The following is a 23,889-nucleotide window of genomic DNA, read 5'->3' as shown; positions in this document are numbered from 1 at the left end:
ACTAATGCGATGGCGCGGTGTGAATCATGTGGAATTTTCGGTACTGGACTATGAGCGCTCGGTGGCGTTTTACGATGGTATGTTCGGTTGGCTAGGGTATAAAAGTTTCTGGACCCTCGACATCGGTTATCGCTCGACATACTACATGGCGCGTTTCCCTATGCCGCACAGTTATATCGGTATTCAGCCGGCGAAAAGCAGCTATAAGCTGGACCATCAGGCGCGAGCAACTGGTATCCATCATATTGCACTTTGGGCCAAGAGCCGCCGTGAAGTAGATCTTTTTTATCATGATTTTTTGCAGGCTAACGCGATCCCTATTTCCGATCAACCGGTCGAGTATCCAGTTTACGCACCGGGCTATTATGCCGTATTTTTTGAAGATCCGATTAACGGTATTCACTGGGAACTTGCACATATTCCGCGCATTCCTAGTTGGGGAGCATGGCGGCGGTTTCGTCAGGTGATGGATGAACAGATAGCTCTGCATCCGCAGTGGAAGAAATCTTTTATGAATGCGGCAATGCGTAAACTGCCGGGGCGGCGCCATGGCTGAGTTACCGAAGAAACGGCGCAATAATTTGGATCTTGCGCGGCTGGCGCGCTTGTTAGATCCAGCTGAGGAGGAGTTTGCAGCCCATGGATTTTCGGGCGCTTCATTAAATCATATTTTAAGCCAGGCCGGGATGAGTAAAGGACAGGCTTATTATTATATCGCTGGTAAAGCTGATCTTTACGAAGCCGTGATTGAACGGGCATTGCAGAGGCTGATCACCCAACTGGATTTTTCATTTAGCAAATCGCTCAATGCAGAGCAGTTTTGGCGTCGTATAGGCGAATTTTTTGCACGTGTTCATCAGGTGCTGGTGGACAATACGACATTAGCCGCTCTAGCCTGCAGTCTCTATGAAAATGAAACGACTCGGGCAATATTTCCCAACAAATTAATTCAGGAGCGGTTTGTCGAATTGATTAAACAGGGGCGATCGATTGGAGCAATTCGTTGTGATCTGCCCGAATCGCTGTTCATGAATATGCTGTTTGCTATGGCGATTGAAGCAGATCGCTGGTTTGCCAACCACTGGCAACAACTCGGTGAGTCTGAATCTACGCGACTCAACCGCCAGGTCATTGCAGTGTTCCGTGCGGTGGCGGCCCCACCCGATGCGAGTATGACTGACCATCGTGATATCGGATGATGATCATGGCATTGCAGGCGTGTTAAAAATTGCACTTGGATGGCGACCTTACTTTGTTCCAGCACGTTGTGTGATGGGAAAACATATTTCTCAACTTTCCGAAAGATGGGTGCTTTGGCACTTTTTAGGCGCAATCATCGTCCCGTATTTTTAATTATAAATCTCGGATGTATCCACTTTAGTTAGTGCAAAAGTTCTTAGCCATAACTGGCTTAATTATAAGCAGATACACAATTTAAATTACAGATTCAAATAATACCTTTTGGTGAACTATCCGGAATTTCCGGATAGTTCACTTGGTCTTGTGTGCTTTTCTAACGAGGAGGTTTACCTCATGGTTAATATTCATACTCTGAGTGTGAATATCTTATTTGAGATAAACTGACGAGCTCTCACTCCCTTCTTGAAAATGGTTGCCGCTTGTTCACTGGTTTAAATATGGCAGTTGTTCGGAATAACCGAACAACTTAATTATCGTCCATTTGACTTTGAGCAAAGATACTCTTTACCTACTGAGATTGTAATGAGTGTCAAATAGTTATCCTGCTTTTCGAGTTTCTTCAAGATCTGCTTGAGCCGCAAACAGGGTATTTACTATTTGTTCGGCTACGGGGTGGATTACTTTCATACATACTGAGTTGCCAAATTGTTTGTAGATTTGCCCCTGTGATACAGCATCGACATTGAATTCTTGAGGGAAGCCTTGTAAGTTTGCACATTCTCTCGGTGTGAGCTTGCGTGGGTTTTTTTTGAGATGGCTTTGGTCAATAAGAATCTCTGAGCCATCTTTATAGTACCGAGCACTGATGGTATTCGTATATTCACTATCTGCATTAAAAAGAGAGTAACCGAAGCCGTTACCTTTGGTTTTGTGCTCTGCTTTTCGTTTTTGATGCCCTTCCCAAAGCTTGTCTGAGATAGTAAACCTGTCTTTTCCGTATTGCTCTCTATCAAGATCGAGTTCTTGTTGAGTTTGAAGAATATCGCCTACTCTGGTCGGAGTTTTTGGCGCTTCAGGCCAGCTAAATAGCTTGTCAAAATCGACACTAGGGAATTCATCTTTATTAAACCCGATAATGAAAATACGTTCACGGTTTTGAGGTGTACCAAAGTCGGCCGCTCTTAACACCTTGACATCAACCCAATAGTTTAGTTTGTCGGCAAGTGCGTGGCGCGTTTCTTCACTAAGCGTTATGTCATCTGGAATTTCCTGATCGTGTTGGCCTTGCAGGATATCTAAAATTGTCTTTAGCGTTTTCCCTTTGTCATGTCCGCGCAACTGCTTTACGTTTTCCAGCAGGAATGCTTTTGGCCGCTTTGCTGCAAGAATACGCTGAATTTCGAAGAACATAGTTCCACGGGTGTCGTTAAAACCTTTTTTTAATCCCGCTTGAGAGAAAGCTTGACAAGGGAATCCCCCAAGTAGAATGTCATGATCTTTTATGTTTTTCGCAGCTATTTGGGTAATGTCGCCATTAGGCATTTCGCCGTAGTTTTCAAGGTAGGTTTTTTGGGCAAACTTATCCCATTCAGACGTGAAAACACAATGGCCTCCAAGTTGCTGAAATGGATAGCGGATGCCGCCAATGCCGGCAAACAAATCAATGAAAGTAAACTGAGATTGTTCAATAGGCAGCTGTTTTAACGGAGCGTTATCATAGTAGCGCTTCATCTCATCTTTAAGCTCGATGATGCGACTCCATTTTAGAGGGGAAGGTTTATGTTCGCCATTTTCCCAGCCGCGAACCGTACGCTCTCCATCTTTTCCTAAACCTAACAAATTTGCGAACTCACGCTGACCCAAGCCAAGATTGTCTCTTAACTGTTTGATATGATGAGAGGTGTTTAGTATTTCTGCCATTGTGTTTATAAAGTATCCGGTTTTTTGCCTGGTAATATTGCGAACTGTATATATGAACATTGATAATTGCAATAGGTATCCGGTTTTTTACCCTGTAAAAAGAGAGTTGTGATGACATATCTGATTAATAACGGTGTTGTTGAGTATGACAATGTGCCAATCTCATCAGAAGAGCTATACAAGCAAGGCCGTTTGAATGCTATTTGTAATGGTGAGGTGATATCCCTAGTGGCGTCTAAGCGTCCCGCAGATCTGCGTTTTCACTTCTATATCAACCCTCAACCGCATTTTTCGGTTAGCTTTAAGGGGGAATTGTTGGATACACAACAGCTAACCTCTTTAAAACAACAAGGATATTTTGTTGCTAATGCCAAGCGAATTCATTTTGTTAGCTCGGAAATAAAAACTCACGTCGATGCAGCATTTAGTGACCTGCACTTACCTTCTTTGATCAAATTGCTCAGAACGTTATCTCAGGAAGGTTTATGTGAACAGCTACCATCTAACCTGTTAGAAACATTACGGACAAAAAACAAGCGCATAGCTCATCACGAAAAGCTTTTCGTCCAAGAGTTGTATCCTTATCAGAAGCAAGGGGTCGATTGGTTGAGTTTTTGTGTGGACAATGGAGTCGGCACAATCCTAGCCGATGACATGGGGTTGGGTAAAACGGCTCAGATTATTGCGTTATGCTGTGACACTTTGGAAAAGAACCCCAATGCAAAAATTCTTATCGTCGTCCCCAATCCACTCTTGGATAACTGGAAACGGGAGTTCGCGTTTTTTGCACCACAAGTTGAGCCGTACTTACATTATGGAACTGCCCGTCGAGGTGTTAGCTCTGCTCTATTGGGACATAATGTAGTCATTATGCCTTATACCACGATGGCTTTCGATATTTCGATGTTAGAAGAACTCTACTTTGACCTAGCCGTGTTTGATGAGGCTAGCATGCTGAAAAATCCAAATTCAGGTAGATCGATCGCGGTAAGACGATTGGATATTGGGGTTGCAGTGGCAATGTCAGGAACCCCAGTTGAGAATAGTTTGATGGATGCATGGTCCTTGAGTGATTTGGTTTTCCCTCGATACCTAGGCTCTCAAGAAGCCTTTAAATCTCGCTATGTACATCGTGACTTATCGGAAACGCTCAGTGCAAACTTAGAAGAACTAGAAGCTTCACTACGTCAAATAACTCTCAGGCGCATGAAAAAAGATGTGCTTGAGCAATTGCCTGAAAAGTTGGATATACACCTTCCGGTGTCGCAAACTGAAAGCGAAAAGTTGGCATACGACAATATTATCGAAGAAATGCAAAATGATGCTGATGGCTCAGGGATCCTCCCCATGATTAACAAGCTTCAGCAGTTTACAGCGCACCCAGCTTTGCTAAATCCTAAAGCTCCAACCGATGTCCGCTCGTTATCGGCTCAAAGCGCCAAGTTTGAGCTTATGTTACTTAAATTGGACGCTATTGCCCTTTCTGCGGAAAAGGTCATTATTTTTGCAACATTTCAAAAAGCGATTGACTTGGTTAAAAGCGCAGTTAAAGAAAAGTACGGCATTACTGCCGGTGTTATTGATGGCAGAACACCGAATGAGGAACGACAACCGCTTATTGACGAATTCTCATCTTCGGAAGGTTTTGACGTACTGATTCTTCATCCAAGAACGGCGGGAATGGGGCTAAATATTACAGCGGCAACTCACGTTATTCATTACTGCAGGCAATGGAACCCCGCCCTTGAAGAACAAGCTACCGCTAGGGCATGGAGGAATGGTCAGAAATCTGTAGTCAGTGTTTACTACATGTACTATGCCAACACAATAGAAGAAACCATTGATGAGCGTATTCGCCTTAAGCAACAACTCAGTGACCGAGTAGTCTCGGTTGCAGATGAAAAAGAAACAGACAAGCAAATCATGCTTGCATATTTGGAAACGTTAGGTTTATGAGTCAAAAAACAGAAATACAAGAAGATGACTTTCGTCCTTCTGCAGCGCGTTTAGTCGAAAGTTTACGCGATACTGGGTACAGTCGGGAAGCTGCATTTGCCGATATCATTGATAATTCGATAGCCGCAAATGCTACGAAAATCTCAATTGAACTTCAGTACATGTTTGGTGAGTTTAGGGTCATCATGACAGACAACGGCGATGGTATGTCTGAAGATGAACTGAGAAACGCGATGCGCTATGGGTCAGAGAAGCGAGCTAACCCTAAATCTCTGGGTAAGTTTGGGATGGGGTTGAAAACTGCTTCGACTGCCTTCTGTCGCCGTTTGGTTGTTTTGACTCAGAAGGCAGGTATTCAATCTGGCCGTGCTTGGGATATTGACCGCATCATCAAAACAGACCGTTGGGAGTTAGAGACGCCTAGTTCTGATGATTACTACGATTATTTTGAAGATCTGAGCGAGTTCACAGGTGACGGCGGCACCATGATCATATGGGAAAATACCGACCGATTGATTAATCAAGGTAGCGAACGTCAAGTTCGAGAGCAGATTAAAAACCTAGGCAATGAGCTCAAGGCTGAGTTGAGCTCGGTTTTTTTCAAATACCTTGCATCCGGCGAAGTGTCTATTTCGCTTAAAGTCGCGGGCGCTTCGGCAGAAGACCTAAAAGGGTGGGATCCTCTTTGTGCCGATTTGGTTACAGTAGATGGTGTGCGTTCTCGTGTTTTAAAAGAAAAAACAGTTCCAGTAGAATTTGCTGGGAAATCAGCCACTTTCTCGGTCAGAGGAAGTGTTATTCCTTCGCAGAATGATTTGAATTCTGAAGAGCGAGAATTTGTTCGCTATAGCTTAGATAATCAAGGTTTCTATATCTATCGAGAAGGTCGTTTGATTTGGCACGATGGTTGGCCACATCGAATGTACAAAAAGGAAAGTAAAATTACTCGCCTTAGAGCTGAGCTGCACTTTGATCATGAACTGGATGATGTATTCAGTATCGATTTCCGCAAGAGCCGTGTCATCATTCCTGTGGAAATACGTGAGGAACTTAAACGCTTAGTAGCACCTTGGAGACAGGAGTTACTTAAAGGGCAGGATCGTTTGATTTCAGCGAATACTAAGAGAGTTCATGGCCCTGCTGATAGATCGATAGATAAGCATAAAAAGTATACAAAAAACTCTGATATAAACGTCGATGGCGACACGGTTACCATTCGTAACCAAAATCAGCCTAAACCTATCGTGATTGAGGGCATAAAAGTCTATCAGGACAAAACGGTCAGAGTTCACGAGGAAGATTCTTTACTAGGGGATGACTTGTGGGAACCTTCGTGTGATGAAGAAGGAAATACGTGTGTCACACTAGGGAAATCACACCCATATTTCCACAAAATGTATAACGTTTGCAAAGATAACGTTGAGGCTATGAAGGCACTTGATATGCTGTTGTGGAGTCTCGCTAATGCGGAACATGGTGAATATTCTGAAGCTAATCGTCACACCTTAAAAGGATATAGGCAGAAAGTTAGTCAAACGCTTCGTTATTTGAGTATTGAGTTGCCGGATGCGGAGGAATACGAATGAGTTATCAGTACGATTTAGCGGACTTTAAACGTTACCTGAATGATAGAAACCCGAAATATCGCGTCGACGGGTTAATTTTTTGGCAAAACCGTATCCCACTCCCAATAGACTTATTCAACCGTATTTTTAACGAATCGAACCAAATCGTGTCGGACTATGTCTATCAAGTTGCTGCGAGTGCGGTCACGTTCAGAAATAGAACTTCTTTTGAGAAGGCGACGGCTGTTGATGTGGCTGATTTGCCGAAAGGTGACCTCAAAAAACAAGTCGAGACTCTAAAAGAATGGTTGAATGGCAAATTGCCAGAAAACTCCTCTGTTGTTCGTATGTCCTATGAAGTTGCTGATATTTTAGGTCTAGATAGTTTTGTTTTTTCTATCGATAAAGTGGCCGACGCTTTGCAGCACCAAGGTAAAAAATACGTACGCTTATTTATACCTGCAGAAATTAGAACCCAACTTAACCTAGTCTCGGATTGTGAAGATGTTGGCACGGATAACACCGATATGTTTGGCAACATCATTGCTGATCGCTATAACATTTACCGTTCAGGTTTTAGTGATGCACTCGCAATAATCTTTAATGCACTGCTCGAATTCAGAATTTTGTGCTCAGGCAGAGGTGAACATCTTCAGCGAATTAGAGTGATAGCCCCACTCGTTGAAGATATAGATATTCGGCTGGGTAAAACTCGTGATGGCTCTTTGTGGGAGCCAGGTTATGAAGACGATCATTACATCACCTTGAACAGCGAACACCCTTTGATTCGAGGCCTTTCAGAAGACCAGTCAAAGCCCTTAGCTGAGCTTTTATTTTATATGGGTGAATTTGAAAACGGCCAGTTCTCCGATGAAAGCAAGAAGTTGGTTGAGAATCTACGCCAGAGTGTTTCTCGTAGTTTGTGGATTAAACACGATTAGTTAATTTTTGCAGCAGAGAGCTGCATTGGACAATATAAGGAAAATGCTGATTATGCTTTCTGAACTCAGCACGATTGGTCAGTGGTATCAAAATGAACCCGCGGAAGGTTGGCACTTTGACGAAGTTACGTTTGATGATGAAGCAAAAATTGCTTTTGAAAAACTCGATCTCAATATAAAAATCTTTGAGCACTCTGCTCGAGTCGATATTAGAAATAACCATACTTATATGCCGGGGCACTACTTCCTGTACGCACTAAAAGTACAACCTTTAGTCACGTTGCTTCACAAGTATATGGAAATGTTTGATTCGCTCAAATCACATATCACAAACTCAGAAAATTTAGCTATCCTAGTGCGTAGTTTATCGCCATCTCATCCAATTACTGATGCGCTAGATGAGTATAGCAAAACCAATTTTTACCAAGCGTTTAGTGACCGTGAAAAGAGACTGAGAGGGAAGGATATTATTAATGGTTCAGGAGCAAGTACCTCTCTTAGATCTGGAGATGATTTTATTTGCTCTGTCATACTCAAAGCTCTTCCTGTACCTGACGTTAGCTCTGATATGTTAGGGCAACTTATTTATAGTTTCTCTCAATGCCCCGAGGCGCTACAAGTCCTAAAGAAAAAATACTATCCATCGATTCCTTACTTATTTAAATGCAGCTCAGGTGATGAACTAATGTTCCGTATCCTTTCTGTCTTAGGATGGGAAGGTAAACTTGACCCATTGTTCGATAATGTTGATTCCAGTGTTGGTAATCTTGATTGGGCAGAAACCAGCGGGGCTTTTAAGCTAAGCAGGACTAAAATACCTGGGAATATTAGCTATTTTGACGAGCCAGTTCATTATTCACCATCTAGTGGTAAATACGTTCATATTCGTAAAGGCTTGCTAAATAATAGTGCTGGGATACAGCAGGTTAATGACGCTCTAAGTAATTTGTGGCCAGAACTAACAATATCTGAAGAGAACTCAGAGTTTTTGTTTAAGTCTTCAGTCAGGCAGAAACATTCTGCGCCACCTAAAACCGGTGGTTGTAATCGAATTATCTATGGTGCGCCTGGCACAGGAAAAAGCCACTCAATTGAACAAAGTACAGGTGAAGAGTTCATTGTCCGTACGGTTTTTCACCCAGAAACGCAGTACAGCGATTTTGTTGGATGCTTAAAACCAGTAATGGAAGGGGATCGTGTCGCGTATAGATTCAGGCCCGGTGCATTTACTAAGGCTTTGGTTAAGGCAATAAAGGACCCTAGTAATATCTATCGCCTTGTTATTGAAGAGATCAACCGAGCACCAGCGGCGGCTGTTTTTGGCGAGATATTTCAGCTATTAGACAGAAAGCCTGATGGCAGTAGTTGCTATCAGATTGATATTTCTGATCCTGATTTACTTACCTATCTCAATGCGCAAACAGGTGGTCGCTTTTTGGCAGGAAAACTTTTTATTCCCTCAAACCTCTCGTTGGTCGCCACCATGAACAGCAGCGACCAAGCTGTAATGCCTCTTGATACTGCGTTTAAACGCAGGTGGTCTTTTGAATATGTAGAACTTAGCTTTGCTAAAGCACCGAATCAGGTTTTAGAGCTTCAAACGAGCGAAGGTTTGTTTTCTATAACTTGGGCCGATTTTGCCGAAAAAGTTCTGAATAATATGTTGAAAGAGTTCAGAGTTCCCGAAGATAGAATGATCGGGCCATTTTTCCTTAATGAAACCGAGTTGCAAGACTGGCAATCGGCATTGCGCGGTAAGTTGTTTGTGTACTTATGGGACGATGTTTTGAGACATAAGACTCAAGATCGAGCTCGTCTATTTTCAGCTAAGTTTGGAACGTTTGGAGAACTGTACAATAGCTTCCCCAAAGAACCAGTCTTCGGTTTAGAAGCAGACAGCCTCATTAGAGAGTTCGGTACCGCAGTCGAGAATCTGGATGGCTAACTTAGCATATTACCGAGATCGTGATGAGGTTGACTCTTTACCCTGTGGCCTTGCAACCCTAATGCAACAACGGGGGCTTATTGCCCCAGATCAGACAAGGGTTCACTACTGTGGATTTGTCTCTTGGCAGCAAGGCATCGCTGTCTTTATGCCAAGAAACACCTGCTTGAAATCGTTACGATCTCATCATACTTTTTATCTTTTGCAGTCTCTAAATCGTTACTATTTGGGGAAAAGTACCGGCATTACTGAAGGGCAAGAGAGCGAGCTCATTGGCAAAACCTCTCTGTCATTGATTTATTCTCTTATCGAGGACTATCGGGCAAAAGGGCTTTATGTGCGCAGAAAGAAGCACTTCTCTATAAACCAAGGCCGACCAAACTGGAAACGAACGATTGCACGACGAACTCCCTACCCCTCTGGAGGATCACCTGTCTATCTCGATACAGATACAAGCAGTACACGCTACGTTTCTGACTGTGAAACGGCAAGAATCCATGCGCAGGCGATTCGTAGCATTTACAAGAAATATGGCGTTGTCATTACTGGTGACGATGTCAACTCAGATGAAAACCTCGATCGGATGCCGGCACCAAAACTCGGAATAGAAACCCAAATGACAGTCCTCGATCGCGAGCTGTCAGAAAGTTACTCTGAACGTGATATTCAGCTGATTGGTATGCTGAAGGCCTATATTGAAGAAACCTCGGCTTCTGGAGGAGCTGAGCTTTTAGTAGGTACTCGAAAGTTTCATAACGTTTGGGAAGGAATGCTCGATAAGTGTCTGCCTAACAAAGTTGATATTAATAGCAATCTCCCAGTTCCTTACTACCAGCAAGATAAGCACTTTATCGAAGTTTCTCAAAAAGGACAAAGAACGGATACTGTCATTGAGAGCGAAGATCGTAAGCGTTGGGCTGTGATTGATGCTAAGTACTATAACGCTTCCACACCAAACTTAGCCCCTGGATGGCATGATTTGGTGAAACAATTTTTCTATAAAATAGCTGCTGAAAATATATGTGGCTCGGATGTTTTAGTATCTCTTCACTTTGTTTTCCCTGGAAATATTTCCTACCTAAACAACGTTAAAGTCGGAAAACGAAAGCAAAAAAGGGTAACTATAGATAAGTTCCTTGAAGTTGACGGCTATGGCGAAATTTTTTGCCATTATTGTGACCCTGCTATTCTTCTAGAGAAGTATGCTTGTGGTCAGCTATTAGAACTCAATCGTAAAAGCCATATAACAGGGAGTTTTTTCAATAAAGCAGATATTATGTAAGTCTGGTTGAATATTTGAACTTCTTTCACTTGTGAAACTCATCATAACACTGGTTTCTACTTTATTTGTGGGTCAGGAACTGAGCCGATGATGGAATTTCGTTTACCTGCAACAGCCATTTTCTGCTCAAACTGCCCAAAATGGGCCTAAGCACCGCGCGTCTTTGCGTTACTCATTCTGCAAACTACTTCTTGATTATTCATTAGCTATCAGGAGTAGTTATGACCGAACAAAAACAATTAAATCAGCTATTAAGCTATTAAGCTATTAAGCTATTAAGCTATTAAGAAGTTTGCAAACTAACTCAGCTATCTCAAGCGACGATTCGCCGCTATGTAAAAAACGGTTCCTTTCCTACTCTAGCCACACTCTCACCTAGCGCTCGACGTGTGAGATACGCCTCGAATATGTGCAAAAGTGGCTTTTGAGCCAGTGATGGGGAGGTCATATGATGTTTCGTCATCACAATGAGCGATCACTGTTCGTTTTTGAATAGAAATTTTCATTTTAGACTCCACTGGGGCCCCAATCAGAGCGAGTAGCATGTCCTGGAGCCCAAATAGAGGTTAGATTTGGCAATTAACGGCAACGGATGGAAACAAACGGCAAAGGACGATCTAATAAAATCAGATGGTTATCTGCCATTATTTGCTGTTGTTTTCCGTTATTGTCCACTTCACTTCCCGATACAAAACGAGCCGAAGATTTTACCTAGCAAATCGTCACTAGTGAACTCACCGGTGATTTCGCTCAAGGCGTTCTGACACAACCGTAGCTCTTCGGCCACCAACTCACCTGCTTGATACTCATCTAATTGCACACGGGCACCCTCAAGGTGCTCTGCGGCTTGATCAAGCGCAGTTAGATGACGACGGCGTGCCATAAACGTGCCTTCATTGGAACCTTGAAAACCCATGCACTCTTTAAGATGTTCGCGCAGCATATCGACCCCTTCACCAGTTTTGGCTGAAATGGCGATGACGGGAATATCCCCCACCGATTGCCGACCGATGGATTCCCCGCTCTCATCGGCCTTATTACGAATCACCGTAAGCCCCATATGCTCGGGCAGTCGAGCAATAAACTCAGGCCAGATATTATTTGGGTCTTTGGCATCACTTTGGCTGCTGTCGACCATTAACAACACCCGATCGGCGTTGTTAATTTCATCCCACGCGCGGGCGATACCAATCTGCTCGACTTTATCGGGGCTATCGCGCAGGCCAGCCGTGTCAATAATATGCAGCGGCATGCCATCGAGGTGAATATATTCGCGCAGCACATCACGCGTCGTCCCTGCGATATCAGTCACAATTGCCGACTCTTTACCTGCCAGCGCATTCAATAGGCTAGATTTACCAGCATTTGGCCGGCCAGCAATCACCACTTTCATTCCTTCGCGCAGCAGTGCCCCTTGACCGGCTTCTCGGCGAACCTGTTGCAATGCTTGCTCAACCTGTGACAGTTCAGCTGCAATTTTGCCATCATTTAAAAAATCGACCTCTTCTTCAGGAAAGTCGATCGCCGCTTCAACAAAAATACGCAGGTGGATTAACTGCTCAACCAATGCGGTCACTTTATTAGAGAACTCCCCTTGCATGGAATTCAGGGCACTTTTAGCCGCCTGAGTGGAAGTGGCTTCAATGAGATCGGCTATTGCTTCTGCCTGTGCTAAATCGATTTTATCGTTTAAAAAGGCGCGCTCGGTAAATTCGCCAGGACGAGCCGGACGGATCCCATCCATTTGAATAATTTGTTGGATCAGCAAATCCATCACCACTGGCCCACCGTGACCTTGTAGCTCAAGGATATCTTCACCCGTATAGGAATGAGGGCCTTTAAAATAAATCGCGATCCCTTGGTCAATCAGTTCGCCTTGGGCATTTTTAAATGGCAGATAATCGGCAGAACGAGGTTTCGGGCAACGACCAAGAATACGTTCGGCAACCTCGCGTGATTTAGCGCCAGATACACGGACAATCCCCACCCCGCCGCGCCCCGGCGCAGTGGCTTGGGCAACAATGGTGTCAACACTTTGCATGAAAACTCCTAATGGGCGCTCAGCCCCATAAAAAAATGCCACTTGATTCAGTGGCATTTTAAAGAATTGAAGCGATTAGTTAATGGTAAATCGCTAATTTTTCTCTTTCTTGTCGCGGCTGTGTAGACCTTTTCTCTCCAGCTCCCGATAAATCAGAGTTTGCTGAGCTAAGGTGACACAGTTACTGACTAACCAGTAAAGCACCAGACCCGATGGGAAGAATAAGAAGAACACGGTAAATGCCACCGGCATAAACTGCATGATCTTCTGCTGCATGGGATCAGCAACAGCCGTTGGTGACATCCGCTGGATCATGAACATACTGGCGCCCATCAACACCGGTAAAATATAGTATGGGTCTTGCGCTGATAAGTCATGGATCCACAACATAAATGGCGCGTGACGAAGCTCAACGCTGCCTAAGAAGGCCCAGTACAAGGCGATGAAAATAGGCATCTGCAGGGCAATTGGCAAACAACCACCGAGCGGATTCACTTTCTCTTTTTTGTACAGTTCCATCATCGCCTGAGATTGTTTCTGGCGATCATCAGCATAACGTTCACGCAGCGCTTTCATCTTCGGCTGCAACAGGCGCATTTTCGCCATTGACGTGTACTGTGCACGAGTTAGCGGGTACATCACCCCTTTGACAATTAGGGTAATCAAAATAATCGCTACACCCCAATTTCCAACCAAGCTATGCAGGAATTTGAGGAATTTAAACAGTGGTTGTGAAATAAACCATAACCAACCGTAGTTAACGGTTAAATCCAAATGCGGTGCCACCGCGGCCATTTTGTCTTGCAATTCAGGACCAATCCACGCAGAGCTTGATAACGTTGCGCTTTGTCCTGGTTCAATCGTCTTCGGTGCACTGATAAAGCCAATCCGAGCAAAGCCGTTACCAGAATGGCTATATAAAATATTATTACCATTTTGCGGGGGGATCCAAGCGGCCGCAAAATATTGCTGCAACATGGCAACCCAACCCCCTCGGGTGTTGGCATTTAAGTCGCCATCTTTCATATCGCTGAAGGTATATTTTTCATAGCGATGTTCAGCGGATGAATAAGCCCCACCCCGATAGTTTGGATGACCAAAAAATCCGCCTTTGGCTTTGATGGTATTTTGTTTCAGTTCACCAAACATTTTCACACTAATTGGCGCCGTTGAAGCGTTATCGACTTTGTAGTCAACAGCGACATTATAACTGCCTTTTTTCAATGTAATAATTTTGGTGAAGACCACACCATTGGCATTAGTCGCGGTAAGTGGCACTTGGATCTCATTTTGCCCAGAAGCTAATGAGAAATCGGTTTTAGCCACGTGATAGAGCGGACGGGCTTGGCCAAAATTGCCGCCAATTAGACCACTGCGTGCTGAATACTGATGTTTGCCATTCACATCTAATAACTCAACCGGTGATGAGTTTTTTTCAGTTTTGGCATACTGGAGCAGTTCGGCTTTAACAATATCACCACCATAGGTGTCGATAGTTAACGCCAATACGTCAGATTTAACGGTGATAAGCTGACCATGAGATTGACCAGCTTGAACCTTAACATTACTAGCCTGTCCAGATTCACTTGGGACATCTGTTTGACTGTTCTGGGTGGTTGAAGCCACCTGTTCAGTTTGAACGGGCTGTGGGTTATGGTCCTTCTCCCACTGCTGGTAGATCAGAAAGCTGACAAACAGCAAACCGATGAGCAATAAATTACGTTGAGATTCCATAGTCTAGTCAATCTCTTTTAGAGTTATGAGCCGGTGGCACAGGATCGTATCCACCATGGTGTAATGGATGGCATTTTAATAGACGTTTGACAGATAACCAACTACCTTTCATCAATCCATGCTCTTTTAATGCTTCAATCGCATAATTTGAGCACGTTGGTGTAAACCGACATCGCGGTCCAAGTAGCGGACTGATGAGCAGTTGATAGCCACGAATGAATCCAACTAAGAGATAGTGAATCGGCGCAGTAATCTTCGCCATGACTTTTCCAACATCTTATTTAGGTCAGCATCCGACAATTGAGAGACGCCCGGCTTTGAAATGACCACAATATCCAAACCTGGAAGTTGTTGTTGATTCAAGCGGAAACTTTCTCGAATATGTCTTTTGATTCGATTTCGGGCGACAGCTCGCTTATCGCTTTTTTTTGAAATGGCTAAGCCAAGGCGAGGATGTGATAGCTGGTTGGCAACGGCCAGAAAAGTAAGCTGAGGAGTGCCGATTCGAGTCGGTTGGTTAAAAACTTGTTTAAAATGCATGGGAGTTAACAATCGTAACTCCCTGCCGAACGACTGATATGCCACGATTAGGCAGACAGACGTGTACGACCTTTGGCACGGCGACGAGCCAGAACCTGACGGCCATTTTTTGTAGCCATACGAGTGCGGAAACCGTGACTACGTTTACGCTTTAGTACGCTTGGTTGAAAAGTACGTTTCATATTATTATTACCGTTTGCTAGCTAGTTTTTTACTGTACAGCAGACTTGCCCAGATCACATCTGACAACAAAGCCTGGTAAAAAGAGGCGAAATTCTAATCATTCACCAAACAAAAGTCAATCTCTGCACGCAGAGTAAACAACAAATAGAATGATCGCTGTGATCAATTTCTGATCCGCGCCGATTATAGCGATTCTATACGCTGATACAACCACATTTACATCAAAGCATAGAAAGGCTCGCCTCAGCGACGAAATTCGCTACAATAGCGAGCTATTTTGCCGACCCATGTGTGATTATGGCTGATTTTAAAACTCATACAATTGTTGCCGCCGGTGTCAGTGGTGCCATGACCGCTTCACTGTTAGTGCATTTTCAACTGTCAGTTCCGCTGGCATTACTTTATTGGGGAGCGGGCACCTTAGGTGGGATCTTGCCGGATATCGACTCCGATCATTCCAAAGCGATTCGGCTGATCTTTCAGCTATTGGCGGGCATCGTTGCGGTTATCGCTGTAATAAGGTTTCATCAGCAGCTCAATATTTGGCAGTTATGGTGTGCCGGTTTAGCTGGTTTTTTAGTTATCTATTATCCAGTGCGACGAATTTTTGCCCATTTTACCGTTCATCGCGGTATCTTGCATTCACTGTTAGCTAATCTTTTATACGCCATGTTAAGTATTGTAGTCGGCTTTTATTGTTTAAATATGCCGTCATGGGTAGCTTGGGGCTGCGGCTGTTTTCTCTTCTGCGGTGCCTTAATCCACTTACTATTGGATGAAATCTATAGTGTTGACTTATCAGGCGGGCGCCTTAAGTCATCATTTGGTAGCGCCCTTAAAATAACCCAATGGGATGAGCCCTTATTAACCATCGCCTTTATCGGCGCAATCGCAGGGCTCTACTATATCGCCCCTGCGGATCGCTACTGGTTACATCTTCTCGAAAAGATCGGTTCGAGCGTTGTGCAACTGGTTTAAAGGCTATCTAACTCACTTTAAGTAGTTTGCAAGTATTGGTGCTGCCGCTTAACTCAGTTTCATCGCCGTGGGTAAGCACCACTAGATCGCCGTTTTGTAAATAACCTTGTCCTTTAAGCTCTGCCAAGGCGGATTTAATCACCTGATTAATATCTCCGAGCACATCAAAGTAAACTGGATACACACCACGAAAGAGCGCGCAGCGATTCAAGGTCCGTTGATGACGCGACAGCGCTAAGATAGGCAAACCCGAGCTTAGCCGAGAGGTTAAAAGCGCAGATGAACCAGATTCGGTCAAGGTGATGATGGCCTTCATCCCTACCTGATGGTTGGCCGCAAACATGGTTGCCATTGCGATGGTTTCATTAATTTCGGTAAAATAACTGTCAGCGCGATTGCGCGACACGTTAATACTTGGATGTTTTTCTGCACCTTGGCAGACATTAGCCATCGCTTTAACAGTTTCAACTGGATAGTTGCCCACCGCCGTTTCCCCAGATAGCATCACCGCATCGGTACCATCAAGGACTGCATTTGCCACATCCATGGTTTCAGCACGCGTTGGCATCGGTGAGTTAATCATCGACTCCATCATTTGGGTGGCGGTAATCGCAACACGGTTGAGTTTACGCGTCAAACGGATCAGCTTTTTTTGTACCCCAACTAATTCAGCATCACCAATTTCAACGCCCAAATCGCCGCGCGCCACCATCACCGCATCAGAGGCGGTGATAATATCAATCATACTCTGTTCGCTAACTACTGTTTCAGCCCGTTCAACTTTGGCCACCAGCTTCACTTGGTGCAGCCCCGCCGCCTCGGCGAGCGAGCGAGCATAGCGCATATCATCACCGTTACGCGGAAACGAGATCGCCAAATAATCCACGCCAATGGCCGCCGCGGTATGCAAATCCTTTTTATCTTTATCGGTCAAGGCCGAAGCTGACAAGCCTCCACCTTTTTTATTGATGCCTTTATTGTTGGATAATTTACCGCCCACAGTGACTCGGCAGTGCACTTTCCACCCCTCTAAATTGCAAACCTCCAACTGAATTCGGCCATCATCGAGTAATAATATGTCGCCAGGGTGCACATCCGTGGCTAACGCTTTGTAATCTATACCGACGATCTGCTCAGAGCCTTGCCCAGGGGCAAGATTGGCATCTAGACAAAAGTCATCCCCAATCTTCAATATCACGGCATCATTTTGAAAAGTTGAAATGCGGATTTTAGGGCCTTGTAAATCCCCCATGATGGCAACGTGAGTGTGGTGTTTGGCGGCTAATTCACGCACTCGGGAAGCCTGTTTTTGATGATCACTGGCGAGCCCATGCGAAAAATTCAGTCGCACCATATTGACCCCGGCGAGGATCATCTGTTCAAGTACCTCTTCGCGCTCGGTTGCTGGCCCCAAAGTCGCTACGATCTTAGTCCGTCGAAACATATTGCCCTCCATGCTGATAGCATACATAGCTGCGAGGCAAAATAGCTCACAGTTTGTACAAAAGCATGGAGCGAAATAGGCTCAATGTCCAGAGATATGAGGAAAAACTTAAGACGAAAAAGGCATGTCGAACGCATTAGCGCAGGCGATGGTTATCGGCGATTCGTCATCGATGTAGGATCAATCATAGTGGGTGATCCAATCGGTGAGTTTTTCACACACCCAGCGTGGATCATCTAAAGGCAGATCATGTCCTGCACTTAAATGCGGAAATAGCGGTGCCTGCCAAATATCAGCAAGTTGATAGCTCACCTCACTACTGATCCATTTATCATGACGTGACACTAAAAGTTGCAAGGGAACCATAGGCTCAGCAATAGGCATCTCGTACAAATGCTGGGTGAGCGCTTTAAAATCAATGCTATGCGTCTCACTTGTGGCTAATTGTGAATGCAATGAAGGCCATGCTGATAAGCGATGTAACCAGCGGGTTTGTTGATCCCCAGGCCAACGGCTGAACACCATAATTTTAAATAATAACCACCATAACAGCGGTTGCCAGCGGCGCTGTTTAACCGTCACTAACGGGTTGATGAGCGTACAACTTTTTACTTCATCAGGATACATTTGTTGCCAACAAAGCGCGACGCTTGCACCCAAAGACAAACTCACCAGATGGCAATCGCCTTGGCCAGTCAATTGGCACAATTGTTCACGGTGCTGCTCAATAAGAGTTACCAGCGACAGGGGCTCAAGGGAAGTACCTGATTTAGCCAATGACAACAAAAAAACGGGACGCTGTAGGCGTTGCTCGACTAATTGCTTAAAATACTCCCAATAACGACACTCACCTAACATGCCTCGAATTAACACCACTGGTGCTAAGTTATTTGAGATTTGATGATTATCCACGATTATTGTGACCCTTAAGAGCAACCAAAGCCCCGCGATTAACGATGACTATTATATGAGGACGCATTCAGCTTACCTCAATAAGCGTTAAACAAATTAACAATTTTTTTACAAAAAATCCATGTATTATCCAGCGCCTATAACCATTTTTGCATATCTAGAATGACCCAATCTTGACCTCGAAGGGATTTTACTCGGCGTTGTTGATAGGTTTTAAACCCAAAATAGCAGTAGCGATTAAATGCCGCTAAATTATGTTGATAGACCCCTAATTCAATACGCCGAACGCCCAGTTCATCGCGAGAAAATTGAATCGCATGCGCAATCAACTGTCGACCGATACCTTGCCCTCGAAAATCAGGATGAACAATGACTCGGCATAATCGCACGCTTTGCAAGCGGCACGGTCTGAGCTGACAATACCCTATGAGCTGCTTTGCTTCGATGAGCATGCGAGCATAACCACCTTGTTCACTCTGCACTAATTGATGAATATCAAGGGGCCAATGTAGATTGGGGCCTGCAAATAATTGCAGCTCATTGGCATCATTTGGCCAACTAAGCAACTGTGTTAGCCAAGATGGATGACTGGCAATACTCCTCATTATCCATACTCCTTACACGGTTTTTTCACTACTTTACACAGCTTGCCTGCACTTTACGTCCGATACCCTAGACTCTCATTGTACACTGGCGAATTACTGGAGAAAGGGAATGAAAACATCACTCAGATTAGCATTAACAGCAAGTGCCTTAGCACTTTTATTTAGCACGGCAAGTTTCGCTCAAGGGTCTACGGGGCAAGGGCCGAAGGGGGGCAAATTTCAACGTGGGCCAGCACACTGCCAAATACCAGGCAGTTTTATGAATTACCTTGGTCAAATAAACTTAAGTCAGGCACAAAAGGCGAAAATATTTGATATTCGTCTCGAACATGCCAAACATCGTCCGCAGCAGTTTGGTGAATATCACAACAAGGCAGCCAGCAAAGTCAGAGGTGAGATACGCCAAATGATATTTAGCGAAAACTTTGATAAACAGAAATTTGAGCACTACATTGACACCATGCATACACAGCATCAACATCAAGCGCAGCAATCGATGCAGCATCGTTGGGTCAAACGAGCAGAATATATCCACAAACAGCTGTCTGTATTAACCGCAGAACAGCGCAGTAAACTCCAAGAACTTGTGGCCAAGAGTCCGTGTCCATTAATTAATGAAGGTCCTATAGGGCCCTTTGGTCGAGCCCCTATACAGCCATAAACTGATCGAACATCAGAAAGGTGCAGTAAGGACCTTTCTGATGAGTTTACGTCACAAGCTTAGCGGCGCAGCATGCGTATCAAGGTATTATCCTTCAGATAATAGTGATGGTACAACGCTGCCAGCGCATGCACTCCAACCAAGTAATAACCCAAATTAGCAACAAATTCATGCACTTCTTTAAACGAATGAGCTAACGAATAATGGGCCCCTAGTGTAGGTGTTGCAAAGCCTAAAAATGACCACGAATCGGCTTGCAAAGCGACCGACACACTACCAAGCACAGGTAAAATCAAAAAGCAGCCATACATGACTAAATGCAATAACGAGGATATTTTCTCTTGCCAAGCTGGCGGCGCAGGAATAATCGGTGGACGGCGTCGGTCAACCCAATACAGAATAAACCGCACCAACATCACCACCCACAATATCATCCCCAAATTGAAATGCATCAAACGCAGCCAATCGTTCACCTGTTCACTATCAAACAGCCCCCGTAAGTTCATTGCCATGTAGACACCAATCACTAAAATGACCGATAACCAATGTAATGATATTTTTAACCGCGAATACCCAGCCATTGAGAAACTCTCCTGCTTTATCATTGTTTAATTTATTAAGCATAAGCATAAAAAGGTCGAAAGAAGGTGAATCAACTAGACTAAATGGTATATTTTTTAACGAGAACAGATAATTTACATTCAAAGCACAACGTGCCTTAGTAAATTTGTTATTTATTTATTCATAAATAATCGTATTAATAACTAAATGGAATAATAACTAGCACCAGAGACGTTTATAATTGACGGCTATTTCGTTTATAAGGTAACAAAACATGAAACGTTGGAGCAAAATCATCGCCATGGCGACCTTGGTTGTCGCCACAATAAGCAGCCAAGCTTGGGCGAAGGATGAGGTGGTTAAAGTCGGGATGTCCGGCGGTTATTTCCCCTTCACCTTTGTTCACAACGATAAATTGCAAGGCTTTGAAGTCGATCTCTGGAAGGCGATCGGTAAACGTAACCATTATGATGTGAAATTTGTCACTGCGAGTTTTTCTGGATTATTTGGTCTGCTACAAACCGGACGCATTAATACGATTTCTAACCAAATATCGATAACGCCAGCACGCAAAGCCAAATATCTGTTTTCAAACCCTTATGTGATCGATGGCGTGCAGATCACGGTACGTAAAAGTACCAATGATATTCATAGCTTAAAAGATCTCAATGGTAAAACTGTAGCAGTTGATTTAGGCAGCAATTTTGCTCAAATATTGGAAAAATATAATAAAGACCATCATGGCAGCATTCAGATCAAAACCTTTAATACTGGGGTCGAACAAGTAGTCGCGCTAGGACGAGCAGACGCGTATGTGATGGACCGTCTATCAGCCGTGCAGTTAATCAAAAAAACCAACTTACCCTTGAAGTTGGCCGGTCAACCATTCTCTAAAATTGAAAATGCTTGGCCATTTGTCGATAATGCCAAAGGTCGGAAATTACGTGATCAAGTCAATAAAGCGTTGGCCGGCATGCGAGCCGACGGCACATTGAAGAAGATTTCAGAAAAATGGTTTAATACCGATATTACCAAGTAACAGCTGCGCGATGCCCGTCAGTTAGGCTGGGCAGTTGTCTATCACAACGAAGACCCGTTGCTTGCGACGGGTCTTGCTATTTTGGGGACACTATGCAATTTGATTTGCCCTACATGTTGGGACTATTTCCAATATTATTTAAATACTTGGGAACAACCATGGGGATGGCGGTGCTCGGGATGATCTTCGCCTTGATATTGGCAGTAGTCATTGCCAATATTCGCATCTTTAAAATCCCCATTCTTAACCCCTTGTGTCAAGTTTACATTAGCTTTTTTCGCGGTACACCGCTACTGGTACAGATGTTTCTGTTCTACTACGGTTTGCCACAACTGATTCCTGCCTTAGCCGGCATGAATGCCTTTACTGCCGCAGTCATCGCCCTGACCTTGCATTTTGCCTCCTATATGACTGAGAGCATCAGAGCTGCAATTATCGGTATTGATCGCAGCCAGATGGAAGCTAGCCTTTCAATTGGCATGACCACACCACAAGCCATGTGCCGCATCGTCTTGCCACAAGCAACCCGCATTGCTTTTCCATCATTGGTGAACTACTTCATCGATATGATTAAATCAACATCGCTCGCATTTACCCTAGGGGTCTCTGAAATCATGGCAAAAGCGCAGCTTGAAGCCGCTTCAAGTTTTAAATACCTGGAAGCCTTTCTAGCTGTAGCGCTTATCTATTGGGGCGTTGTGGTCATTTTAACCCGAATCCAAATTTGGACTGAAAAACAACTCAATAAGGCCTATCAGCGATGATTAAGATAACCGATCTCCATAAGCGCTTTGGTCAAAGCGAGGTGCTCAAAGGCATCAATTTGAACATCAAACAAGGTGAAATTGTCTGTATCATTGGCTCTAGCGGTACCGGCAAATCAACCTTGCTCAGGTGTATCAATTTTCTTGAACGAGCCGATCAAGGCACGATAGAGTTAGGCGGGCAACAGGTTGACGTCACTCACGCGAGTAAAACACAAATTTTAGCACTGCGCCGGGCCAGTGGTTTTGTTTTTCAAAACTATGCATTATTTGCCCACATGAATGCCCGCGATAATATCGCCGAAGGGCTAATCACGGTGCAAAAACAAGATAAAGCCAAAGCGCGGCAAACAGCCATGCAAATTTTAACCGATATAGGACTTGCCGATAAAGCGCAGGCCTATCCAGCATCACTATCAGGCGGCCAGCAGCAACGCGTAGGGATTGCCCGTGCAATGGTTCTAAACCCAGAGATATTACTGTTTGATGAGCCCACTTCGGCGCTCGATCCTGAATGGGTTGGAGAAGTGCTTTCCTTAATGAAAAAACTCGCTGAACGCCATCAAACCATGCTGGTGGTGACCCATGAAATGCAGTTTGCCCGCGATGTAGCAGACCGAGTGATCTTTATGGCTGATGGCTTAATCGTCGAACAAGGCGTTCCCAACGAGCTATTTAATAGCCCCAAAGATCCCCGATTACAGCGTTTTCTCAAGCAAGTCATCTCCTATTAATTCATATTTTTCCTCCTTTTTGGGCGATTTGAGCAAATCAGACCGCCTAATTTCAAATTATTTTTCAATCTATTTTCCGCTTTTTTACCGTCATCTTATATTTCTCCATTGTTATGCACAGCTTTCACTTGAAGCTTGATCGGGATAACTGATCCATCTAGGGATCACATTGCCCTGATCATTGGTGAGGATCTTAATTTAAGGGGATCGAACATCCCGTGTACAAGGTGTGGATCAGCTGTGACTTCTTTACGATCTTGTTTTATAGTCGGGTAATCTAAGTGGATGAACTTAGCTTACCCCGATAAATTCATCCACAAAAAAACCATACTCATTTTCTTAACTTGCACACGAGCGAGGATTCAATATGGAAATCGATCTCATAGTGGGATCTATGATGGGCGCCGCAGAATATGTCGCCGATGAATTAGAACAAGAACTCATTGATAGTCACCAAGTCACACAGCATCTTGATGCTGACCTAGAGGAACTACCAACGGATGGCAGTCACATTTGGTTGATTTGCACCTCAACCCATGGTGCAGGCGACTACCCAGATAATATCGAGCCCTTTATCGAGCAGTTAAAAGCGCAGCGGCCGAACCTAAGTAGACTCAAATATGGGGTCATTGCGTTAGGTTCAAGCCAATACGACACCTTCTGTCAGGCGGGTCGAAACATCGATCAATTGCTCGGTGAACTTGGAGCAAACCGCATTGGTGAACGCCTAGAAATTGATGCACAAATTCAGCCCGTTCCTGAAGATAGTGCTATCGAATGGTTACCCAATTGGCGACAACAGCTCGAAGCTCAATAATCTATCCACATAAAAAAGAATAAACTGTGAATAACGGGATCAATATCCTCTGATCCTAGCTAGGTTATTCCTATGGATAACTTCTAGATAGGGATCGCCTGTGGATAACAAAGGATCTTGATCCCAG

23 protein-coding genes are annotated in these 23,889 nt (G+C 44.2%); 13 read left to right on the top strand and 10 right to left on the bottom strand.

The annotated features are described in order from the left end of the window. The first annotated feature begins 4 nt into the window (after positions 1–4). Both ABUE30_RS12925 and ABUE30_RS12920 read left to right on the top strand, forming a co-directional pair. Positions 5–556, top strand: a complete 552-nt coding sequence (locus ABUE30_RS12925; RefSeq protein ID WP_408624209.1) for a VOC family protein — start codon at positions 5–7, stop codon at positions 554–556. Next, positions 549–1,199: a TetR/AcrR family transcriptional regulator gene (locus ABUE30_RS12920; protein ID WP_408624208.1), complete on the top strand. Its 651-nt coding sequence runs from the start codon at positions 549–551 to the stop codon at positions 1,197–1,199. The genes ABUE30_RS12925 and ABUE30_RS12920 overlap by 8 nt, the downstream gene beginning before the upstream one ends. 538 nt (positions 1,200–1,737) lie before the next feature. Here the strand turns inward: ABUE30_RS12920 and dcm are convergent. After that, on the bottom strand, positions 1,738–3,060 hold the full coding sequence (gene dcm / locus ABUE30_RS12915) for a DNA (cytosine-5-)-methyltransferase (RefSeq protein WP_140070570.1): 1,323 nt from the start codon (positions 3,058–3,060) through the stop codon (positions 1,738–1,740). A 111-nt stretch (positions 3,061–3,171) separates the two neighbouring features. Between dcm and ABUE30_RS12910 the strand changes: the two genes are divergently transcribed. The 5 genes from ABUE30_RS12910 to ABUE30_RS12890 are packed head-to-tail and all read left to right on the top strand — an operon-like array spanning position 3,172 to position 10,749. Beyond that, positions 3,172–5,016 carry a DEAD/DEAH box helicase gene (locus tag ABUE30_RS12910; RefSeq protein ID WP_408624207.1) on the top strand — a complete coding sequence of 615 codons (1,845 nt, stop codon included), beginning with the start codon at positions 3,172–3,174 and terminating at the stop codon, positions 5,014–5,016. After that, positions 5,013–6,602: an ATP-binding protein gene (locus ABUE30_RS12905; protein WP_408624206.1), complete on the top strand. Its 1,590-nt coding sequence runs from the start codon at positions 5,013–5,015 to the stop codon at positions 6,600–6,602. The genes ABUE30_RS12910 and ABUE30_RS12905 overlap by 4 nt, the downstream gene beginning before the upstream one ends. Next, positions 6,599–7,522: a hypothetical protein gene (locus ABUE30_RS12900; protein WP_408624205.1), complete on the top strand. Its 924-nt coding sequence runs from the start codon at positions 6,599–6,601 to the stop codon at positions 7,520–7,522. Before ABUE30_RS12905 ends, ABUE30_RS12900 begins: the two co-directional genes overlap by 4 nt. Positions 7,523–7,574: 52 nt before the next feature. Next, positions 7,575–9,467, top strand: coding sequence for an McrB family protein (locus ABUE30_RS12895; protein ID WP_408624204.1), 1,893 nt, complete (start codon positions 7,575–7,577; stop codon positions 9,465–9,467). Then, positions 9,460–10,749, top strand: coding sequence for an LlaJI family restriction endonuclease (locus ABUE30_RS12890; RefSeq protein ID WP_408624203.1), 1,290 nt, complete (start codon positions 9,460–9,462; stop codon positions 10,747–10,749). Before ABUE30_RS12895 ends, ABUE30_RS12890 begins: the two co-directional genes overlap by 8 nt. A 676-nt stretch (positions 10,750–11,425) precedes the next feature. On the opposite strand, the gene mnmE is transcribed toward ABUE30_RS12890, so the two are convergent. From mnmE to rpmH, 5 genes are all read right to left on the bottom strand, one after another. Further along, a complete protein-coding gene (gene mnmE / locus ABUE30_RS12885) occupies positions 11,426–12,790 on the bottom strand; it encodes a tRNA uridine-5-carboxymethylaminomethyl(34) synthesis GTPase MnmE (protein ID WP_408624202.1) in 1,365 nt (454 codons plus the stop codon). A 93-nt stretch (positions 12,791–12,883) separates the two neighbouring features. Next, positions 12,884–14,524 carry a membrane protein insertase YidC gene (gene yidC / locus ABUE30_RS12880; protein WP_408624201.1) on the bottom strand — a complete coding sequence of 547 codons (1,641 nt, stop codon included), beginning with the start codon at positions 14,522–14,524 and terminating at the stop codon, positions 12,884–12,886. Between the two features lie 7 nt (positions 14,525–14,531). Then, a complete protein-coding gene (gene yidD, locus ABUE30_RS12875) occupies positions 14,532–14,786 on the bottom strand; it encodes a membrane protein insertion efficiency factor YidD (protein WP_408624200.1) in 255 nt (84 codons plus the stop codon). After that, on the bottom strand, positions 14,750–15,064 hold the full coding sequence (rnpA, locus tag ABUE30_RS12870) for a ribonuclease P protein component (protein WP_408624356.1): 315 nt from the start codon (positions 15,062–15,064) through the stop codon (positions 14,750–14,752). The genes yidD and rnpA overlap by 37 nt, the downstream gene beginning before the upstream one ends. A 47-nt stretch (positions 15,065–15,111) precedes the next feature. Further along, positions 15,112–15,246: a 50S ribosomal protein L34 gene (gene rpmH / locus ABUE30_RS12865; RefSeq protein WP_408624199.1), complete on the bottom strand. Its 135-nt coding sequence runs from the start codon at positions 15,244–15,246 to the stop codon at positions 15,112–15,114. A 298-nt stretch (positions 15,247–15,544) separates the two neighbouring features. Between rpmH and ABUE30_RS12860 the strand changes: the two genes are divergently transcribed. Further along, positions 15,545–16,225, top strand: coding sequence for a metal-dependent hydrolase (locus ABUE30_RS12860; RefSeq protein WP_408624198.1), 681 nt, complete (start codon positions 15,545–15,547; stop codon positions 16,223–16,225). Positions 16,226–16,232: 7 nt separating this feature from the next. On the opposite strand, the gene pyk is transcribed toward ABUE30_RS12860, so the two are convergent. From pyk to ABUE30_RS12845, 3 genes are all read right to left on the bottom strand, one after another. Then, positions 16,233–17,669 (bottom strand): pyruvate kinase, encoded by a 1,437-nt coding sequence (gene pyk, locus ABUE30_RS12855; protein WP_408624197.1) that lies wholly within the window; start codon positions 17,667–17,669, stop codon positions 16,233–16,235. Between the two features lie 180 nt (positions 17,670–17,849). Further along, positions 17,850–18,581, bottom strand: a complete 732-nt coding sequence (locus tag ABUE30_RS12850; RefSeq protein WP_408624196.1) for an alpha/beta fold hydrolase — start codon at positions 18,579–18,581, stop codon at positions 17,850–17,852. Positions 18,582–18,718: 137 nt separating this feature from the next. Continuing rightward, a complete protein-coding gene (locus ABUE30_RS12845) occupies positions 18,719–19,186 on the bottom strand; it encodes a GNAT family N-acetyltransferase (RefSeq protein ID WP_408624195.1) in 468 nt (155 codons plus the stop codon). Between the two features lie 109 nt (positions 19,187–19,295). Here ABUE30_RS12845 and ABUE30_RS12840 point away from each other — a divergent pair, with 109 nt between their 5' ends. Beyond that, on the top strand, positions 19,296–19,847 hold the full coding sequence (locus ABUE30_RS12840) for a Spy/CpxP family protein refolding chaperone (protein WP_408624194.1): 552 nt from the start codon (positions 19,296–19,298) through the stop codon (positions 19,845–19,847). A 59-nt stretch (positions 19,848–19,906) separates the two neighbouring features. Here the strand turns inward: ABUE30_RS12840 and ABUE30_RS12835 are convergent, their stop codons facing one another. Beyond that, positions 19,907–20,428 carry a cytochrome b/b6 domain-containing protein gene (locus tag ABUE30_RS12835; protein ID WP_408624193.1) on the bottom strand — a complete coding sequence of 174 codons (522 nt, stop codon included), beginning with the start codon at positions 20,426–20,428 and terminating at the stop codon, positions 19,907–19,909. A 254-nt stretch (positions 20,429–20,682) separates the two neighbouring features. Here ABUE30_RS12835 and ABUE30_RS12830 point away from each other — a divergent pair, with 254 nt between their 5' ends. The 4 genes from ABUE30_RS12830 (at position 20,683) to mioC (ending at position 23,762) form a co-directional block, all read left to right on the top strand. Further along, positions 20,683–21,447 carry an amino acid ABC transporter substrate-binding protein gene (locus ABUE30_RS12830; RefSeq protein WP_408624192.1) on the top strand — a complete coding sequence of 255 codons (765 nt, stop codon included), beginning with the start codon at positions 20,683–20,685 and terminating at the stop codon, positions 21,445–21,447. Between the two features lie 92 nt (positions 21,448–21,539). Then, positions 21,540–22,211 (top strand): amino acid ABC transporter permease, encoded by a 672-nt coding sequence (locus ABUE30_RS12825; RefSeq protein ID WP_408624191.1) that lies wholly within the window; start codon positions 21,540–21,542, stop codon positions 22,209–22,211. Beyond that, complete coding sequence (locus tag ABUE30_RS12820; protein ID WP_408624190.1) at positions 22,208–22,945, top strand: amino acid ABC transporter ATP-binding protein; 738 nt, start codon at positions 22,208–22,210, stop codon at positions 22,943–22,945. Before ABUE30_RS12825 ends, ABUE30_RS12820 begins: the two co-directional genes overlap by 4 nt. Positions 22,946–23,312: 367 nt before the next feature. Further along, the gene (gene mioC, locus ABUE30_RS12815; RefSeq protein ID WP_408624189.1) at positions 23,313–23,762 is read left to right on the top strand and encodes an FMN-binding protein MioC; all 450 of its coding nucleotides are present in this window, start codon (positions 23,313–23,315) and stop codon (positions 23,760–23,762) included. The last annotated feature ends 127 nt before the right edge of the window (positions 23,763–23,889 follow it).

Source organism: Celerinatantimonas yamalensis, from assembly GCF_046054155.1.
GTDB classification, from domain to species: domain Bacteria; phylum Pseudomonadota; class Gammaproteobacteria; order Enterobacterales; family Celerinatantimonadaceae; genus Celerinatantimonas; species Celerinatantimonas yamalensis.
This window is presented reverse-complemented; position numbering and strand designations above follow the sequence as displayed.

Excerpts from the sequence above, each read along its gene's own strand:
- ABUE30_RS12840 (WP_408624194.1), top strand. The coding sequence starts at position 19,296 with ATGAAAACATCACTCAGATTAGCATTAACAGCAAGTGCCTTAGCACTT.
- mnmE (WP_408624202.1), bottom strand. The coding sequence starts at position 12,790 with ATGCAAAGTGTTGACACCATTGTTGCCCAAGCCACTGCGCCGGGGCGC.
- ABUE30_RS12830 (WP_408624192.1), top strand. The coding sequence starts at position 20,683 with ATGAAACGTTGGAGCAAAATCATCGCCATGGCGACCTTGGTTGTCGCC.
- ABUE30_RS12820 (WP_408624190.1), top strand. The coding sequence starts at position 22,208 with ATGATTAAGATAACCGATCTCCATAAGCGCTTTGGTCAAAGCGAGGTG.
- ABUE30_RS12825 (WP_408624191.1), top strand. The coding sequence starts at position 21,540 with ATGCAATTTGATTTGCCCTACATGTTGGGACTATTTCCAATATTATTT.
- ABUE30_RS12925 (WP_408624209.1), top strand. The coding sequence starts at position 5 with ATGCGATGGCGCGGTGTGAATCATGTGGAATTTTCGGTACTGGACTAT.
- ABUE30_RS12900 (WP_408624205.1), top strand. The coding sequence starts at position 6,599 with ATGAGTTATCAGTACGATTTAGCGGACTTTAAACGTTACCTGAATGAT.
- rnpA (WP_408624356.1), bottom strand. The coding sequence starts at position 15,064 with ATGCATTTTAAACAAGTTTTTAACCAACCGACTCGAATCGGCACTCCT.
- ABUE30_RS12845 (WP_408624195.1), bottom strand. The coding sequence starts at position 19,186 with ATGAGGAGTATTGCCAGTCATCCATCTTGGCTAACACAGTTGCTTAGT.
- ABUE30_RS12910 (WP_408624207.1), top strand. The coding sequence starts at position 3,172 with ATGACATATCTGATTAATAACGGTGTTGTTGAGTATGACAATGTGCCA.
- ABUE30_RS12905 (WP_408624206.1), top strand. The coding sequence starts at position 5,013 with ATGAGTCAAAAAACAGAAATACAAGAAGATGACTTTCGTCCTTCTGCA.
- dcm (WP_140070570.1), bottom strand. The coding sequence starts at position 3,060 with ATGGCAGAAATACTAAACACCTCTCATCATATCAAACAGTTAAGAGAC.
- ABUE30_RS12835 (WP_408624193.1), bottom strand. The coding sequence starts at position 20,428 with ATGGCTGGGTATTCGCGGTTAAAAATATCATTACATTGGTTATCGGTC.
- ABUE30_RS12920 (WP_408624208.1), top strand. The coding sequence starts at position 549 with ATGGCTGAGTTACCGAAGAAACGGCGCAATAATTTGGATCTTGCGCGG.
- mioC (WP_408624189.1), top strand. The coding sequence starts at position 23,313 with ATGGAAATCGATCTCATAGTGGGATCTATGATGGGCGCCGCAGAATAT.
- yidC (WP_408624201.1), bottom strand. The coding sequence starts at position 14,524 with ATGGAATCTCAACGTAATTTATTGCTCATCGGTTTGCTGTTTGTCAGC.
- ABUE30_RS12860 (WP_408624198.1), top strand. The coding sequence starts at position 15,545 with ATGGCTGATTTTAAAACTCATACAATTGTTGCCGCCGGTGTCAGTGGT.
- pyk (WP_408624197.1), bottom strand. The coding sequence starts at position 17,669 with ATGTTTCGACGGACTAAGATCGTAGCGACTTTGGGGCCAGCAACCGAG.
- rpmH (WP_408624199.1), bottom strand. The coding sequence starts at position 15,246 with ATGAAACGTACTTTTCAACCAAGCGTACTAAAGCGTAAACGTAGTCAC.
- ABUE30_RS12890 (WP_408624203.1), top strand. The coding sequence starts at position 9,460 with ATGGCTAACTTAGCATATTACCGAGATCGTGATGAGGTTGACTCTTTA.
- yidD (WP_408624200.1), bottom strand. The coding sequence starts at position 14,786 with ATGGCGAAGATTACTGCGCCGATTCACTATCTCTTAGTTGGATTCATT.
- ABUE30_RS12895 (WP_408624204.1), top strand. The coding sequence starts at position 7,575 with ATGCTTTCTGAACTCAGCACGATTGGTCAGTGGTATCAAAATGAACCC.